The sequence below is a fragment of the Methylovirgula ligni genome (genome assembly GCF_004135935.1).
Taxonomy (GTDB): Bacteria; Pseudomonadota; Alphaproteobacteria; order Rhizobiales; family Beijerinckiaceae; genus Methylovirgula; species Methylovirgula ligni.
This window is the reverse complement of sequence record NZ_CP025086.1, coordinates 1,315,270-1,331,647: the sequence shown is the minus strand read 5'-3', so window position 1 is coordinate 1,331,647 and position 16,378 is coordinate 1,315,270. Positions and strand designations below refer to the sequence as shown.

Annotated in this window: 17 protein-coding genes; 4 read left to right on the top strand and 13 right to left on the bottom strand. The window is 62.4% G+C overall.

The window, feature by feature from the left end:
• Nucleotides 1–168 precede the first annotated feature (168 nt).
• The 3 genes from rfbA to rfbB are packed head-to-tail and all read right to left on the bottom strand — an operon-like array spanning nt 169 to nt 2,992.
• Nucleotides 169–1,038 carry a glucose-1-phosphate thymidylyltransferase RfbA gene (gene rfbA, locus CWB41_RS06490; protein WP_115835042.1) on the bottom strand — a complete coding sequence of 290 codons (870 nt, stop codon included), beginning with the start codon at nt 1,036–1,038 and terminating at the stop codon, nt 169–171.
• A complete protein-coding gene (gene rfbD, locus CWB41_RS06485) occupies nt 1,035–1,934 on the bottom strand; it encodes a dTDP-4-dehydrorhamnose reductase (protein ID WP_115835043.1) in 900 nt (299 codons plus the stop codon). The genes rfbA and rfbD overlap by 4 nt, the downstream gene beginning before the upstream one ends.
• Nucleotides 1,931–2,992, bottom strand: coding sequence for a dTDP-glucose 4,6-dehydratase (gene rfbB, locus CWB41_RS06480; protein ID WP_115835044.1), 1,062 nt, complete (start codon nt 2,990–2,992; stop codon nt 1,931–1,933). The genes rfbD and rfbB overlap by 4 nt, the downstream gene beginning before the upstream one ends.
• Nucleotides 2,993–3,551: 559 nt before the next feature.
• Here rfbB and CWB41_RS06475 point away from each other — a divergent pair.
• Nucleotides 3,552–4,676, top strand: a complete 1,125-nt coding sequence (locus CWB41_RS06475; RefSeq protein ID WP_129396425.1) for a DUF707 domain-containing protein — start codon at nt 3,552–3,554, stop codon at nt 4,674–4,676.
• A 20-nt stretch (nt 4,677–4,696) separates the two neighbouring features.
• A complete protein-coding gene (gene rfbC, locus CWB41_RS06470) occupies nt 4,697–5,251 on the top strand; it encodes a dTDP-4-dehydrorhamnose 3,5-epimerase (protein WP_115835046.1) in 555 nt (184 codons plus the stop codon).
• Here rfbC and miaA read toward each other — a convergent pair.
• Entirely contained in the window at nt 5,248–6,159 is a 912-nt protein-coding gene (gene miaA, locus CWB41_RS06465; RefSeq protein ID WP_115835047.1) for a tRNA (adenosine(37)-N6)-dimethylallyltransferase MiaA, read from the bottom strand. The genes rfbC and miaA overlap by 4 nt on opposite strands.
• A gap of 45 nt (nt 6,160–6,204) precedes the next feature.
• On the opposite strand from miaA, the gene CWB41_RS06460 reads away from it, so the two are divergent.
• On the top strand, nt 6,205–6,789 hold the full coding sequence (locus CWB41_RS06460) for a glutathione S-transferase family protein (RefSeq protein ID WP_115835048.1): 585 nt from the start codon (nt 6,205–6,207) through the stop codon (nt 6,787–6,789).
• A 4-nt stretch (nt 6,790–6,793) separates the two neighbouring features.
• Here CWB41_RS06460 and CWB41_RS06455 read toward each other — a convergent pair whose 3' ends face one another.
• From CWB41_RS06455 to CWB41_RS06445, 3 genes are read right to left on the bottom strand one after another with little or no spacing between them, the layout of a single operon-like run.
• On the bottom strand, nt 6,794–7,771 hold the full coding sequence (locus CWB41_RS06455) for an Hsp33 family molecular chaperone (RefSeq protein ID WP_115835049.1): 978 nt from the start codon (nt 7,769–7,771) through the stop codon (nt 6,794–6,796).
• Nucleotides 7,768–8,724: an ornithine carbamoyltransferase gene (gene argF / locus CWB41_RS06450; RefSeq protein ID WP_115835482.1), complete on the bottom strand. Its 957-nt coding sequence runs from the start codon at nt 8,722–8,724 to the stop codon at nt 7,768–7,770. Before argF ends, CWB41_RS06455 begins: the two co-directional genes overlap by 4 nt.
• On the bottom strand, nt 8,724–9,926 hold the full coding sequence (locus tag CWB41_RS06445) for an aspartate aminotransferase family protein (protein ID WP_115835050.1): 1,203 nt from the start codon (nt 9,924–9,926) through the stop codon (nt 8,724–8,726). The genes argF and CWB41_RS06445 overlap by 1 nt, the downstream gene beginning before the upstream one ends.
• A 485-nt stretch (nt 9,927–10,411) precedes the next feature.
• Between CWB41_RS06445 and CWB41_RS06440 the strand changes: the two genes are divergently transcribed.
• Entirely contained in the window at nt 10,412–10,921 is a 510-nt protein-coding gene (locus CWB41_RS06440; protein WP_115835051.1) for a GcrA family cell cycle regulator, read from the top strand.
• An 89-nt stretch (nt 10,922–11,010) separates the two neighbouring features.
• Here CWB41_RS06440 and phoB read toward each other — a convergent pair whose 3' ends face one another.
• From phoB to pstS, 6 genes are all read right to left on the bottom strand, one after another.
• Nucleotides 11,011–11,805 carry a phosphate regulon transcriptional regulator PhoB gene (phoB, locus tag CWB41_RS06435; RefSeq protein WP_115835052.1) on the bottom strand — a complete coding sequence of 265 codons (795 nt, stop codon included), beginning with the start codon at nt 11,803–11,805 and terminating at the stop codon, nt 11,011–11,013.
• A gap of 7 nt (nt 11,806–11,812) precedes the next feature.
• Nucleotides 11,813–12,526, bottom strand: coding sequence for a phosphate signaling complex protein PhoU (phoU, locus tag CWB41_RS06430; RefSeq protein WP_115835053.1), 714 nt, complete (start codon nt 12,524–12,526; stop codon nt 11,813–11,815).
• 26 nt (nt 12,527–12,552) lie between these two features.
• Entirely contained in the window at nt 12,553–13,350 is a 798-nt protein-coding gene (gene pstB, locus CWB41_RS06425) for a phosphate ABC transporter ATP-binding protein PstB (RefSeq protein WP_115835054.1), read from the bottom strand.
• On the bottom strand, nt 13,347–14,186 hold the full coding sequence (gene pstA / locus CWB41_RS06420; protein ID WP_115835055.1) for a phosphate ABC transporter permease PstA: 840 nt from the start codon (nt 14,184–14,186) through the stop codon (nt 13,347–13,349). The genes pstB and pstA overlap by 4 nt, the downstream gene beginning before the upstream one ends.
• A gap of 2 nt (nt 14,187–14,188) precedes the next feature.
• On the bottom strand, nt 14,189–15,181 hold the full coding sequence (pstC, locus tag CWB41_RS06415) for a phosphate ABC transporter permease subunit PstC (protein WP_115835056.1): 993 nt from the start codon (nt 15,179–15,181) through the stop codon (nt 14,189–14,191).
• Nucleotides 15,182–15,297: 116 nt separating this feature from the next.
• A complete protein-coding gene (pstS, locus tag CWB41_RS06410; RefSeq protein WP_115835057.1) occupies nt 15,298–16,344 on the bottom strand; it encodes a phosphate ABC transporter substrate-binding protein PstS in 1,047 nt (348 codons plus the stop codon).
• Nucleotides 16,345–16,378 lie beyond the last annotated feature (34 nt).

Here is a 16,378-nt window from a genome sequence, read left to right as displayed (position 1 = left end):
TCATCAACAGGGATCGGCCTGGCGAAGTTCTAGATCGATCATGCGGATAACTTCCTCTGCGGAAGGATGATCACAAATCCGTGTATATGTGTGCATGCACTCATTTTGGGCTCAGCCTGCGGAAGCGCAGGGCCGCTGCCGCCTGAAACGAAGCGGGCAGAAAACGGCTCAATTTTCCTTTGCAACCCTGGCGAGATATTTCCCGTACCCCGATTTGCCGTAACGCGCGGCGATGTCCAGCAATTGCGCACGGGTAATCAGCCCTTGATTAAAGGCGATCTCCTCCGGGCAGCACATTTTCAAGCCCTGCCTGCGCTCAAGAATTTCGACGAAATTTCCGGCCTCTATCAGGCTGTCGTGCGTGCCCGTATCGAGCCAGGCAAAGCCCCGGCCCATGATCTCGACGTTCAGCTTGCCGCGCTCCAGATAGGCGCGGTTGACATCGGTGATTTCCAATTCTCCGCGCCCTGAAGGCTTGACCGCCGCGGCAATCTCCAGGACGTCGTTGTCGTAGAAATAGAGCCCAGTGACCGCGAGATCGGATTGCGGTGCGGTGGGTTTTTCGACGATCGAGACGGGGCGCTTCTGCGCGTCGAGTTCCACTACGCCGTAGCGCTGCGGATCCGCGACGACATAACCGAAGATGGTGGCGCCTTCGGTTCGCTTGGCTGCCTGCTTGAGAAGCTCCGTCAGGCCGTGGCCGTAAAATATGTTGTCGCCGAGCACGAGCGCGACATTGTCGTCCCCGACGAAGCGGCGCCCGATAATGAAAGCTTCAGCGAGGCCGCGCGGCGCATCCTGGACGGCATAGCTCAGCTTGATGCCGAACTGGCTTCCGTCGCCAAGCAATTTCCGAAACGCGTGCTGATCCTGCAACGTGGTGATGATCAGGATGTCTCGAATGTCCGCCATGATCAAAACCGACAGCGGATAATAGATCATCGGCTTGTCGTAGACAGGCAGCAATTGCTTCGACAGCGCGATCGTCAGCGGGTAAAGGCGCGTGCCGGTGCCGCCCGCCAGAATAATCCCCTTCAAACGCACGTCTCCACGGGTTGCAGCAACGCCTGAACCGTCTCGGCGACGCGCGGGCGCCAGGGGATGGCCCGATAGCCGAAAGCAGCGGCGAACCGGCCGCTGTCGAGTTGCGAATTGGGCGGCCGGCGTGCCGGGGTCGGATAATCCTCGTTGGAGATCGCCGTCACCGGGGGCCGCATTCCCGTCCACCGCGCCTGCGCCGCGACAATGGCCTCGGCAAAGCCGTGCCAGCTCGTCGCATCGGGCCCTGCGAAATGATAAGTGCCCCACTCCACGGCGTTTCCGTCCTGGACAGCCCTGTCGATCGCAAAAATCGCCGCGGCAAGATCCTGCGTTGCCGTCGGACACCCCGTCTGGTCGGCAACGACGCGCAATTCCGGCCGCTCCCCGGCGAGCCGCAAAATCGTCTTCAGGAAATTATGGCCGAAACGGCCGTAGACCCAAGCCGTGCGCAAAATGACATGGCGCGGCGCGGCGGCGCGCACGGCCGCCTCGCCCTCAGCCTTGGTCCGCCCATAAACGCCGAGGGACGCGACCGGATCGCTTTCGACATAAGGACCGCGCTTGCTGCCATCGAAGACATAATCGGTCGAAAGATGGACAAGCGGAACATTGGCGGCGGCAGCGGCGCTCGCGACGTTGGCTGCGCCGAAGACATTCACAAGCCGTGCTGTCTCCGCCTCGCTCTCGGCCTTGTCGACCGCCGTATAGGCGGCCGCGTTCACAATGAGCCGCGGGCGCGTCTCGGCAATATGCCGCGCGACCGCGGAAATGTCGCATATATCGGCCTGTGGACGCGCGAGCCCGATAACATCGCGGCCTTGCGCCGCAGCCTGCGCCAAAATCTCCTGCCCGAGTTGGCCTCCGGCCCCGAAAATCAGGATGGAGTCGCTCATGCGACGTGACCCAAACGCTCGCCGCGATAAACGCTGGTGCGGAGGCGCCGCCACCAGGCTTCGTTGTCCAGATACCAGCGCACTGTCTTGCGCAGGCCGGTCTCAAAACTTTCCCGCGGCGTGAAGCCGAGTTCGCGTTTGATCTTGCCGGCATCGATGGCGTAGCGCTTGTCGTGGCCTGGGCGGTCGGCGACGAACCGGATCAGCTCCCGACGCGGGCCGATCGCGGCATCCGGCGCCATCTCATCGACCAGATCGCAGACGGCCTCGACCACTTGCAGATTGGTGCGCTCGCTCGACCCGCCAATATTGTAGGTTTCGCCGACGCGCCCTTGCTCCGCAACCAAGACCAGGGCGCGCGCGTGATCTTCCACGTAAAGCCAGTCGCGAATGTTGTCGCCCTGGCCATAGATCGGCAGCGGCTTGCCCTCAAGCCCGTTGAGGATGATGAGCGGAATCAATTTCTCGGGGAAATGATAAGGGCCATAATTATTCGAACAATTCGACGCCACCGCAGGAAGCCCATAAGTGTGGTTCCATGCGCGCACCAAATGATCGGACGCGGCCTTTGATGCCGAATAGGGCGAGTTCGGCTGATAGGGGCTCGTCTCGGAGAAAAGCCCCTCGTCATGGAGCGAACCGAAAACCTCGTCGGTCGAAACATGATGAAAGCGGAACCCCGCCCTGCCGTCCGGCGGCAAGCTTTGCCAATAATCATGGGCCACATCGAGAAGATGAAACGTGCCCACGACATTCGTCTGGATAAAGGCCGCCGGCCCGTCGATGGAGCGATCGACGTGGCTCTCGGCCGCGAGATGCATCACGACTTCGGGCTGGAACTCGGCGAAGAGCGCGCGTACGGCGGCGACGTCGCAAATATCGAGCCGGGCAAAATGAAAACGCGCGCTCCGGGCGATGGGCTCAAGATTTTCGAGATTGCCCGCGTAGGTCAATTTATCGAGCACGCAAACTTGATGGCCGAGATCCCCGACGAGGTGCCGCACGACGGCAGAACCGATGAACCCCGCGCCGCCCGTCACCAAAAAACGCTTCATGATCAGAACCCAGTCTGGTTATCTGACACGGATCGGAATCGCGGGCGGTTCCGGCCAATCTCTTGGACTTCTTTTGTAATGATCACGCAAATGCTTGTGGATGGCAAAATATCACGCTTAGGATTTGTCGAACACAGGGCGAGGATTCGACCTCCTCGGGCAATGTTGTAGTATAGATACAGAGGCTAGGACTTGCGCACGGGCGGGAACCTCGGTGGGGACGGCACGTTTTGCAGAAATCGACGAAGCGGCCGTCGCAATTCGGGGGTGGTGATTTCGGCGTATGAACCTACGCGTGGGGCACATGGATTTTTCTGCCGCTGCACGGAAGATCAGCCGATTTCTGCGCGACTATAGCCTGCTTGCGTGCAGCGGGCTGTTTATGCATTCCGCCTACAACAGGCACTATTTCAAAAATCATTATCTCAAGTCAGAATATTTCGCATTCTTGTCTTTGCCGCATTATCTGTTGTGCGGCGAGCGGCGTGGCTGGCGCCCGAACCCATTCTTCGATCCGGTTTTCTTTGAAAAGCGCGCGAAGACGCGGCGGTTCGCCGACTATTTGCGCGATCCGGCGCTGTGGACGCAGTCGACCTCCGACTATTTCGACGCCGACTGGTACGCCAAGGAGCGCATAACGCAACCGTCGGTTGAAGAAAGCCCCCTCAAGCACTTCTGGCGTGTCGGCTTCGAAGGGGGATTCTCCCCTTCGCCACGCTTCGAGACGAGATTTTTCAAAGCCGCAATTGCCCGCGACCGAAGACACTACGAGAAGCGCTGCGCTTTCGAGTATCTTTGCGACGCCGATGCAAATCCGCCGCTGAACGCGGCCGAACTCGAAGCGAGCCAACGCAAGTTCCGCGCTTCGATCGATCTGCAAACGCTCAAAATTGCGCCTTCGGCCATCAAAAAATTCCTGGTCTTCGTGCAGGCCGGAAAGGACTTTGTCCCGAAATTCGCCGCGCCGGACGCTCCCTTCGATATCCTGATCAATTTCTACGACGGCATCGGCAATATCGATGCTGTTCAATATGCGTTTGCCCAGAGAGGCACCAAGACGACGGCCATCAAAACGCTTATGGACTCCGTCCCGGAGCTTTTCGACCGTTACGACGCGACGCTCTTCCTCGATGACGATGTTGAGATTTCGCAGCGGGATATCGGTGCGCTTTTTCAGGCCAGATCTGAATACCAGCTTGATTTGCTTCAGGCGTCCCTCTCCGCCGGGTCAAGCTGCTATTATCCGTTTCTCAAGCAGCCCAGTGTCGGCGCCGGCCTGCACTATGCTTCCGGCGTCGAGATCATGATGCCGCTGATTTCACGCCGCGCTTTGCGGGACTGCGGCTGGGTCTTCGGCGAATCGATCAGCGGTTGGGGGGTCGATATGCTCCTAAGCGCCGAGGTCCGTCGCCTTTACGGAAATTCAATCGGGGTACTTGGCGATGCCGTCGCCGTTCACAGGCGGCCGACCCTGACGGATAAAAATCCACTTTATAAATTCCTCTCCGCGCAGGGCATAAGCGCGACCGCCGAGGCGGGCCGGATTGCCCTGAAATATCACCTCGATGACAATGGAACCTGGATCGGGCCGTCCGATCCCGCTCTTGCGTCGCGCCCCATCGGGCACGTGGACAGAGCCGCGTCACATTGCGAGAACGCAAGTCATGTATCAGGTCATGTATACTGATCGCGTTAAGCGAGTTTTGAATGGAAACGACGACTTTCCCCATTTCCGGTCCATTGCTGTTGCGACCGAAAAGAATCGAAGATTCGCGCGGCTTCTTTTCGGAAACATATAACGAAAGACTTTTCCGCGAGGCGCTCGGCGACGTCCGTTTTGTTCAGGACAATCAATCGCTATCGACGCAGGCCGGGACGATCCGCGGGCTGCATTTCCAATCGCCGCCGGCTGAGCAGGGCAAGCTCGTGCGCGTTTTGCGCGGCGCGGTATTCGACGTCGCGGTCGATATTCGGCGCGGGTCCCCGACCTACGGCAAATTCGTCTCGGCGACCCTGAGCGCGGAAAATTGGACGCAGCTCTGGGTTCCGGCCGGCTTCGCGCATGGCTTCTGTACGCTCGAACCCGATAGCGAAGTGCTCTACAAGGTGACGTCTTATTATTCCCGCGGGCATGACCTTGGCCTTGCCTGGGACGATCCCGAACTGGATATTCCCTGGCCCGTGGCACCAGGTCGCGCCGTCCTCTCCGACAAGGACCATGCTCATCCCATGCTCAGGGATCTGCCGGCTTATTTTTCCTAGAACAACACGGCCAGCGCCGTCTCGGCCTCCTCCGGGCTCACCCATTGGAATTGCGGCAATTGATGCCGCGCGAAAGTGAATTGCCGCTTGGCATAGGCGCGCGTGTCGCGCTTGGCAGATTCAGTTGCGGTGGCGAGATCACTCTCGTCCGCCAGATAACGCAGAAGCTGCGGCACGCCGAGCGCACGCATCACCGGCAGGGCGGCGTCAAGCCCGCGCTCTTTCAGCGCCGCGACTTCATCCAGCGCGCCGCTCTCCAGCATCGCCTCGAAGCGGCGATCGATCGCGGCGCGCAACGCCGCGCGCTCCGGCGCCAGGAAAATCGCCCGGCAACTTTCCATATCGAGCAACGGCTTGCCTTTTTCGGCCTGGAAAAAGGCGAGGCTCTGCCCGGTCGCCGCATGGACCTCGAGCGCGCGCAGAATACGCTGCGGATCGCTCGGCTTGAGCCGCGCCGCCATTAAAGGGTCGCGCGCCGCCAGCTCGGCATGGAGCGCGGCGACCGGCATCATTTCGGCGCGGGCACGCCATTCCGCCCGTACCGCTTCCGGCACGCGCGGCATGTCCGAGATCCCCTGCGTCAGCGCCTTGAAATAAAGCCCCGTCCCCCCGACGAAGATCGGCAGTCGCCCCTCCGCGCGCGCTTGCGCCAGGGGGGCCGCCACTTCTTCGACATAACGCCCGACGGAATAGTTGATCGCGCCGTCGACATGGCCGAACAAAAGATGCGGCGCCCGCGCCGCGTCCGCCGCGCTCGGCCGCGCGGTCAGAATGCGCAGGTCGCGATAGACCTGCATCGAATCGGCGTTGATGAGCACACCGCCGAGACGCTCGGCGAGACGCAGCGCGAGATGCGACTTGCCGCTCGCCGTCGGGCCTGCAATGAGAAGCGCCGATATTCTGGCCATGACCGCTTATGACTCAGGTCGAACGCCAATCCAAAGGAGATCGCCTTGCTCGTTCTGTATTTCTCGCCGGGATCGAGTTCGCTGGCCGTGCATATCGCGTTGCATGAGGCCGGCGCCGCGTTCGAGGCGCAGCCGGTTCTCGTCGCCACGCAGGAAACCCGCAAGTCCGAGTTTCTGGCCGTCAACGCCGAGGGCAAGGTGCCGAGCCTGCTGATCGACGGCCGGCTTCTGACTGAGGTTCTGGCGATTCTTTTCTATGTCGGCCGGACATATCCGCAGGCGAAACTGCTACCCGAGGATATCGAAGGCGAGGCACAGGCGCTCTCCTGGATGTCATTCCTTGCTTCGACCGTGCATGGCGCACGCGCCGACGCCGCGCAGGCGCGGGACGCCTTTTCCCTCGCGGCGCACAGGCTCGGGGCGCGCGAATGGGCGCTTGGCGATTATTCGGTCGTCGATATCTTCCTCTTCCGGCTGTTCTGGCGCTTCGCGGCGCGGTTTGATTTCGCGCCCGGCGAATTCCCGAGCCTCGAAGCGCATCGCGCACGGATGCTGGCGCGCCCGGCGGTGATCAAGACATTCGCCGCCGAGGCCCCGACCGCGGAGAAGGCCGGGTTGAGCCTGCCTTAACCGATCAGGCGTCCGATTCCTTGAAATCGGCCGGGTCGAATTCGCGATATGTCGAGCAGAATTCGCAGGTGACGCCGATCTTGCCGTTATCGCCGACCATGTCGTCGCGTTCCTGCTGCGTAAAATTGCGCAGCATGGTAGCGATGCGCTCGTCCGAGCAGCGGCACGCGGCGCGCAGGCTTTGCGGCGCAAAGACCGTGACGCCGCGTTCATGGAACAGCCGATACAGCAGTCGCTCGCTCGAAAGGCTGGGATCGACCAGTTCGTGATCTTCAACCGTCGCGGCCAGCGCCTTGGCCTCGGCCCAGGCGTCGTCTTCGAGAATTTCCGGCACGATGGCGCCTTCCGGCACATCCCCCGGCGCGAGATCGGCCCGGCGCTGACGCTCGATCGAGGCCGGCAAAAATTGCAGCAGGAGTCCGCCCGCGCGCCAGTTCGTCGCCGCGCCCGTCAGGCTCTCGGCCACAGCGAGGCGAACGAAGGTCGGAATCTGCTCCGATTGGCGGAAATATTGATGCGCGGCTTCTTCAAGCCCTTGCCCTTCGAGCGCGACCACGCCCTGATAGCGCGCGACGTCACTGCCTTGCTCGATCGTCAGCGCCAGATGGCCCCGGCCGAGAAGCTCGGCGCCCGGCATCGCCGCGACGAGTTTCGCCTCATCGAACCGCGCGAAGGCGCGCAGCCGGTCCGGCGCATCGAAATCAACCACGATCATGTCGACGATGCCGTCGCTGCGCGTTTGCAATTGCAGCCGGCCTTCCGACTTCAGCGCCGCGCCGAGCAGTGCGGTGAGCGCCGCCGCCTCGCCGACAAGCCGCGCGATGGCGGGCGGATAGGCATGACGGGTGAGGATCTCGTCAATCGCCGGCCCGAGCCGCACAAGGCGGCCGCGCACGTCGAGCGCCTCGATCGCGAAGGGCAACGCAATATCGTCGTAGGCTTGATCGGAGACCGCACGTAACGAGGGTTCCGACTTGCTCATCCCGCTACCGCCACCGCGTCGAAGCACCAGGCGAGGATGCCCTTCTGCGCGTGCAGCCGGTTTTCGGCCTCGTCGAAGACGACCGATTGCGGCCCGTCGATCACCTCATCAGTGACCTCCTCGCCACGATGCGCCGGCAGACAGTGCATGAAGATCGCGTCTTTGGCCGCCGCGTTCATCAGCTTTGCATTGACCTGATAGGGCGCGAGCAGATTGTGGCGGAAGTTCTCGTCCTTGTCGCCCATCGATACCCAGCAATCCGAGATCACCGCGTCGGCGCCGCGCACGGCCTCGAAAGGATCGCGCGTGATATTGAGCCGCGCATTATTGGCCTTGGCCCAGGACTTGAGTTCCAGCGACACATCGAGTTCCGCGGGGCTCGCGACATTGATCGTGAAATCGAAGCGCTGCGCCGCGTGGACCCAGCTCGTGAGCACGTTGTTGGCGTCGCCCGTCCAGGCGACCGTGCGGTCCTTGATCGGGCCGCGATGCTCCTCGAAGGTCAGGACATCGGCCATCACCTGGCAGGGATGCGACTTCTTGGTAAGGCCGTTGACGACCGGTATCTCGGCGTTGAACGCCAGTTCGGCAAGCTCGTTATGATCGAGCACGCGGATGACAATGGCATCGACGAAGCGCGACAGAACCCGCGCCGTATCGGCGATGGTTTCGCCGCGGCCGAGCTGCATTTCCTTGCCGGTGAGCATGATCGTCTCGCCGCCGAGTTCGCGCATCGCGACGTCGAAGGAGACGCGCGTGCGGGTCGAGGGCTTGTCGAAAATCATGGCCATGACTTTGCCCGTCAAGGGCCGCTCGGCCGCGAGCTGACCCTTGCGGCGGCGGCTCTTGATCGCTCCGGCGAGCGAGAGAATCCGCCGCAACTCCTCGGCCGAGACCTCCGAAAGATCGAGAAAATGCTTCGGCGCCGACGCAGGGCGCAAGGCCGTGCTCATCACGCGGCTCCGCGCTGCGCGCGTTTGGCCTGCGCAGAAATCTTTTCCGCGACGGCGTTGAGACGGGTCAACGCGAGAGCGATCTCCACCTCGTTCACGGTGAGCGGCGGCAGCAGACGCACGACATTGTCGCTCGCCGGCACGGTGATCAGCTTCTCCTCCAGCGCCGTATTGACGAAAGCGCCGACGGCGCCGACGACCCGCAGGCCATACATGAGACCCGTGCCGCGCACTTCCTCGATCACATCGGGATAGCGCCGCTGCAATTCGGCGAGGCCCTGGCCGAGGGAGGCGCCGATTTTCACCACATGAGCGAGGAAGCCTTCGCCAAGCACGACATCGAGCAGCGCATTGCCGACCGCTGTCGCCAGCGGATTGCCGCCATAGGTCGTGCCATGCGTGCCCGGCGTCATGCAGGCGCCGACCTTACGCGTCGTCAGGAAAGCCCCGAGTGGGAAACCGCCGCCGATGCCCTTGGCGAGGCCCATAATGTCCGGCGTGATGCGCGAATGCTGGTAAGCGAACAGCTTGCCGGTGCGGCCCATGCCGCTCTGCACTTCGTCGAAGATCAGCAGCAGCCCATGCGCGTCGCAAAGAGCCCGCAAGGCTTCGAGGAAGTCCGGCGTCGCGACACGGATGCCGCCCTCGCCCTGCACCGGCTCGATCAGGATGGCCGCCGTCTCACGCGTTATCGCCGTCTTGACGGCGGCAAGATCGCCAAACGGAACGGAATCGAAGCCCTCGAGCGGCGGCCCGAAGCCTTCGAGATATTTGGGATTGCCGCCCGCCGCAACGGACGCGAGCGTCCGCCCGTGGAAGGCGCCCTGGAAGGTGACGATCCTGTAGCGCTCGGGATGGCCGCTGACGAATTGGTAGCGGCGCGCGGTCTTGATCGCGCCTTCCATCGCCTCGGTGCCGGAATTAGTGAAGAAGACCAGATCGGCGAAGCTCTCCGCGACGAGGCGCGCCCCAAGCTTTTCAGCCTGCGGAATCTCGAAAAGGTTGGAAACGTGCCAGAGCTTCTCGCCCTGCTCCTTCAGCGCCTTGACGAGATGGGGATGGCAATGGCCGACGGAGACGACGGCAATGCCGGCGCCGAAATCGAGATATTTGTCGCCATTCGTCGCGTAGAGCCAGGCGCCTTCACCCCGCTCGAAGGCAAGGTTGAAACGCGCATAGGTAGGGAGAAGCGACGACGTCACGGCTAAAGCTCCAGCGATTTTACGGCGGCGGCTGTCCTGTCGCTCCGCGGCACCGCACTCGATCGGGCGATCCACCAAAGAAAAGTGCCGCCCCGGAGGAGCGGCAACAGGAAAAAACCATTTTAAGGGGCTCGACGCCGCCGGTCAAATTTTTGCCGCCCGGCGGCCTAGTCCCCCGAGGGTATCGGGCCGATTCATAGTCCCCCGAGTCACAATGACGCGGGTGCGGTCCCGGCGATGTGGATTGTTGAAAACGCCCTTGGGAAGGTCATTGCGACTCTTGCGCGGGATTCAACGCCTAGTGTAGCCTCTCAGGCGTCGACTACGACATCTCGTGCGGCGGGCCATCATAATGCGTAACCTTTTGTACGACGCCGGTTTTCCGGCGCTGCGGCGATTCCGGATTCTGCCTGCTGTACCGCGTTTGTCGGGTCTCGTTAGCCGCGTACAGGCTAATTTTTCCGATCCAAATCGAGGAGGACTGAATGTCCTGGACCGATGAACGGGTGGAGCTTCTGCGCAAACTCTGGCTGGAAGGGCTCAGCGCCAGCCAAATCGCTCGTGAACTTGCCAATGGCATTAGCCGCAACGCGGTGATCGGCAAGGTTCACCGGCTCGGAATGTCCGGGCGCGTCAAGACGGCGGTTCCGGCCATCGCCCGGGCTCGGCCGAAAGTCGCGCGACCGGCGGCGCATCAGCGCTCAAGCATGCCCCTTGTGCGCGGCAATACCGCCCTCGCCATGCGACCCCAACCAAACACGGCCATCCAGCCGGCACCCCAGGAAGATGTTGTGATCCCGATGTCCGAAATGGTCACGATCATGGATTTGAAGGAATCTATGTGCCGCTGGCCGATGGGCGACCCCGCCACGGGCGAATTCCGGTTCTGCGGCGCCAAGAAGGGCGCCAGCCAGAGCGGCCCCTATTGCAGCTATCACAGCCGCATCGCCTATCAGCCCGTGCAGGACCGCCGCCGGCGCGTCCAGTCGGCCTAACTCATCATTGCGAGGCGCGTCAGCGACAAAGCAATCCAGAAAACGACGATAGTTCTGGATTGCTTCGCTTTGGTCGCAATGAGACGGGATCAGTCGTTCTTGCCGAACGTCTCGTCGAAGGAATAGCCCGCGCCGCGGATCGTGCGGATGGGGTCCCGTTCCCCGCCTTGCGACAGCGCCTTGCGCAAGCGCCCGACATGAACATCAACGGTGCGCTCGTCGATCTCCGCCGAGAAGCCCCAGATCGAGTCGAGCAATTGCGCGCGCGAAAAGACGCGGCCAGGCTTGCCCATGAGATATTCGAGCAGCCGGAACTCGGTCGGCCCGAGATGGACATTGCGATCGCCGCGGCTGACCCGCCAATTTTCGCGGTCGAGCGCAAGATCACCAGCCGTGAGCAGCGCCGCGACACGATCCGGCCGCGCCCGCCGCAGCAGCGCCCGCACCCGCGCCATCAATTCCGGCACCGAGAAGGGCTTGACGATATAATCGTCGGCGCCGATCGAGAGCCCGCGCACCCGCTCGCTTTCGTCACCGCGCGCCGTCAGCATGATGACGGGCAGGCTGCGCGTCGCATCGCGCGCGCGCATACGCCGACAGATTTCAAGGCCCGAAACACCCGGCAGCATCCAGTCAAGGATGACGAGGTCCGGCGGCGATTCGACAAGCCGCAATTCCGCCTCGTCGCCGCGCTCGACGCGCTCGACAATGAAGCCTTCCGCCTCAAGATTGTAACTGAGCAGCAGGCTCAGCGCGGCTTCGTCCTCGACGACGAGGATGCGCGGCGGTGCGACGGCGGCGGAATTCGGCCGTGGCGACACACCGCGCGGCTCGGAGGCGGCGGCGGGGCGCGGGTCGGGAACAGAGATGATCTGATTGTTCATCTATGGCTCACTTGGGCAGGGGCAGATAATCGGCCGCCGGCGACGGCCCTTTTGGCCGGTCCATCGGCAAGGTCTCGCCAGTGACGAGATAGACGACCGTTTCTGCGATGTTGGTGGAATGATCGCCAATCCGCTCGATATTTTTCGAGCAGAACAAAAGATGCGCACAGAACGAAATGTTACGCGGGTCTTCCATCATGAAGGTCAAAAGATCGCGGAAGACCGAATCTTCCAGCGCGTCGAGCTCCACGTCATGCGTCCAGACCATGCGTGCGCGCTCGACATCGCGCAGCGCATAGGCATCGAGCGCGTCCTTCAGCAGCATCGCCGCCGCCTCGTGCATCGATTTGAGTCCGACGACGGCGCGCGGCAGCCGTGTTTCGCCGGAAAGCTTCAACGCCCGCTTGGCGATGTTCTTGGCGAGATCGCCGACACGCTCGAGATCGCCGGAGATGCGGATCGCAGCGATGATCTCGCGCAGATCCGCCGCAAGCGGCTGGCGCTTGGCGATGGTCAGGATCGCCTGCTCCTCGACATCGCGTTGCAGAATATCGAGACGCTGATCCATGGCGACGGTGGTCCGTGCCAGACTGGTATCGAGAGTCGCGAGAGCGTCCATTGCATTGCTGAGCATCTGCTCGGCAATGCCGCCCATCTCCGCAATTTTGCGGCCGAGAGCCTCAAGCTCGTTGTCGTAAGCTTTGACGGTATGGTCGGTCATGGCATCTGGTCCTGGAATCGCTGGCCTCAGCCGAAACGGCCGGTGACGTAGTTCTGGGTCCGCTGGTTTTCGGGCGCCGTAAAGATCTGCGTGGTGGTTCCGAACTCGACCAGTTCGCCGAGGTACATGAACGCGGTATATTCCGAGACGCGCACCGCCTGCTGCATGTTATGCGTGACGATGGCGATCGTATACTTGTCCTTCAGCTCATCGATCAGTTCTTCCACTTTCGCGGTGGATATGGGATCGAGCGCCGAGCACGGCTCGTCGAACAGGATGACCTCGGGGTGGATGGCGATGGTGCGGGCAATGCAGAGCCGCTGCTGCTGGCCACCCGAGAGTGACAGGCCGCTCGCATTGAGCTTGTCCTTGACCTCGTCCCACAGTGCCGCGCCGCGCAACGCCGTCTCGACCCGCGCGTCGAGATCGGCCCGCGAAAGCTTTTCATAGAGCCGCACGCCGAAGGCGATGTTTTCATAGATCGTCATCGGAAACGGCGTCGGTTTCTGGAACACCATGCCGACACGCGCGCGCAGCAGATTGAGATCCTGCCCCGGCTTGAGAATATTCTCGCCGTCGAGCATGACCTCGCCCTCGGCGCGCTGGCCGGGATAGAGATCGTACATCCGGTTCATCACACGCAGCAGCGTCGATTTCCCGCAGCCGGAGGGCCCGATCAGCGCCGTCACCTTGTTGGTGTAGAGCGGGATGTTGACGTCCTTCACCGCATGATTCTGGCCGTAATAGAATTGCAGGTTGCGGACCGAGATCTTCGTCGGAAGCTCGTTTGTGGCCGGCACTGTCGTCGTCGCTACCGCGGTCATCGGCTGGGTCCTTGAGAGCTGAGGGTCCGCGCCAGAATCGATAGGCCAAGCACGGCAAGGGTGATGAGCAGCGCGCCCGTCCAGGCCAACCCCTGCCAGGCCTTGTAGGGGCTCATCGCGAACTGGAAGATGATGGCCGGCAGGCTCGCCATCGGCGCGTTGAGATCGGTCGAATAGAACTGGTTGTTGAGCGCGGTGAAGAGCAGCGGCGCCGTCTCGCCGCTGACGCGCGCGATGGCCAGCAGAACGCCGGTGATCAATCCGGCGCGCGCCGCCTTGTAGGCGATCTTCGCGACCACGGTTGCACGCGGCAAGCCGAGCGCGCTCGCCGCCTCGCGCAGGGCGCCGGGGACGAGCAGCAGCATGTTTTCGGTGGTGCGCACGACGATTGGAATGACAATCACGGCGAGCGCCGCGGCGCCGGCGATGCCGGAGAAATGGCCCATGCGCGTCACCATGACCTGATAGATGAACAGGCCGATGACGATCGACGGCGCGCTGAGCAAGATGTCGTTGATGAAACGCACCACCTGGGTGAGCTTCGTGTTGCGTCCGTATTCCGCCATGTAAGTGCCGGCGAGCATGCCGAGCGGCGTGCCAATCGCCACGCCGAGGATCGTGATGATGAGGCTGCCGACAATGGCGTTCAGCAGGCCGCCGGCGCTGTCGGGCGGCGGCGTGTTCTGCGTGAAGACGGCAACCGACAGTCCGGAAAAGCCGTTCCACAGCAGCGTGATGAGGATGAGCACCAGGAAGAACAGGCCAAAGACCACGGAGGCGTAGCAGAGGCCGAGCCAGACTGCGTTGGCCCGTTTGCGGGAATCGTAAAGCGCCATGATTACCCCCCCTGCCTCTCGAGCCGCATCAGCATGAACCGCGAGATCGCCAGCACGATAAAGGTGATGACGAACAGGATCAGGCCGAGTTCGATGAGCGACGAGGTATAGAGATCGCCGACTGCCTCGGTGAATTCATTGGCGATCGCGGCGGAAATCGTCGTTCCCGGCGCAAGCAACGAAGTGGGAATAACGTCAGCATTGCCGATGACGAAGGTGACCGCCATGGTCTCGCCGAGCGCGCGGCCCAGGCCAAGCATTACCCCGCCCAGCACGCCGACGCGTGTATAGGGGATGACGATGTTCCGGATCACTTCCCAGGTGGTGTACCCCATGCCGTAGCCCGCCTCCTTGAGCAGCGGCGGCACCGTGTCGAAGACGTCGCGCGCAACCGCCGAGACGAAGGGCAAAACCATGATCGCGAGAATAAGGCCCGCCGTCAGCAGGCCGATGCCATAGGGCGGCCCGGCGAACAGCGTGCTGAGAACCGGGATGTTAGCGAAGGCCTTGATCAGCGCCGGCTGGATATATTGCTGGAGGAACGGGCCGAGGACGAACAGGCCCCAGATGCCATAGATGATCGAGGGAATGCCCGCGAGCAGCTCGATCGCCGTGCCGATCGGCCGGCGCAGCGCGTGCGGACAAAGCTCGGTGAGGAAGATCGCGACGCCGAGGCCGATCGGCACGGCGATGATCATGGCGATGAAGGAGGTGACCACCGTGCCATAGACCGCGGCCAAGGCGCCATAATGGTCGGTCGCCGGGTTCCAGACATTGCTGACGAGGAAGCCGAGGCCGAAGGCGCGGATCGCCGGCAGGGAGCCGTAGATCAGCGAAGCAATGACGCCGCCGAGGATCAACAGGACAGCGACGGCCGCTCCAAAGGTCAGCCAGTGAAATGTCGTGTCGCGGAACTTGAAGCCGCTTAACGCGCGCGCCCGCCGCGCGGCATCTTCGTAGGCCACCTGGCCGCCCTTTACCGCTATGTCCGCCAAACGCCGTCTCCGCCACTCAAGAGGATTGCCGTAACCCGGTTATGCGCACGGCGATCCTTGTTTTGAGGATGCGGCGCCGCCGCCGCATCCGGATTTGTCGAGGATCGAAAGCTCGTTTAGTTCACCAGAGCCTTGCCATCCGCGCCCTTGACCTCGTCCTCCCAGGTCTTCTTGATGAGCGTCACGACCGCAGCCGGAATCGGGATGTAATCAAGCGCCTCGGCCGCCGGGCCGCCCTTGTCAAAGGCCCAGGCGAAGAACTTCAGCGCCGCCTTGGCCGCCGCCTCATCCTTCGGCTGCTTCGGCAGCAGAATGAAGGTCGCGGCGGTGATCGGCCAGGATGCGTCGCCGGGCTGATTGGTCAGGATCAGTTGGAAGCCGGGGGCATGCGCCCAGTCGGCATTCGCAGCGGCCGCCTGGAAGCTCGGCGTCTCCGGCGCGACAGTCTTGCCGGCGCTGTTGATGAGCTTGGTGTAGGTCAGCTTGTTCTGCAGCGCGTAGGCATATTCGACATAGCCGATGGCGCCCTTGGTCTGGATGACATTGTTGGCAACGCCCTCATTGCCCTTGGCGCCGATACCGGCCGGCCATTGCACCGCGGTCGCGGAACCGACCTTCGCCTTCCAATCCGGCGAAACCTTCGACAGATAATCGGTGAAGTTAAAGGTGGTGCCCGAACCATCGGCGCGGTGGACGACGGCAATCGCGGTCGAAGGCAGCTTGACGCCGGGGTTCAGCTTGGCAATCGCCGCATCATCCCAGGTCTTGATCTCGCCGAGGAAGATCTTGGCGAGGGTCGGGCCGTCGAGAGCAATCGCGCCGGAGGCGATGCCGTCGAGATTGATGACCGGGACGATGCCGCCGATGACCTGCGGCCACTGGACGAGGCCATTCTTTTCGAGATCGGCGCTGTCGAGCGGCTTGTCGGTCGCGCCGAAGGTCACGGTGCGGGCTTCGATCTGCTTGATGCCACCGCCGGAGCCGATTGACTGATAGTTCAGGCTGTCGCCGGTCTCGGTCTTATAGGCGGCGGCCCATTTCGAATAGATCGGATAGGGGAAGGTGGCACCAGCGCCGGAGATGTCGGTGGCTTGGGCGCCAGCAAAGACGGCGATCGCCGCAGCGGCGACCAAACCCGTCCTTACGAAGGACTTGAAACTCATATTATGCCTCTCAAAACTGAGAAAAATGCGCTGC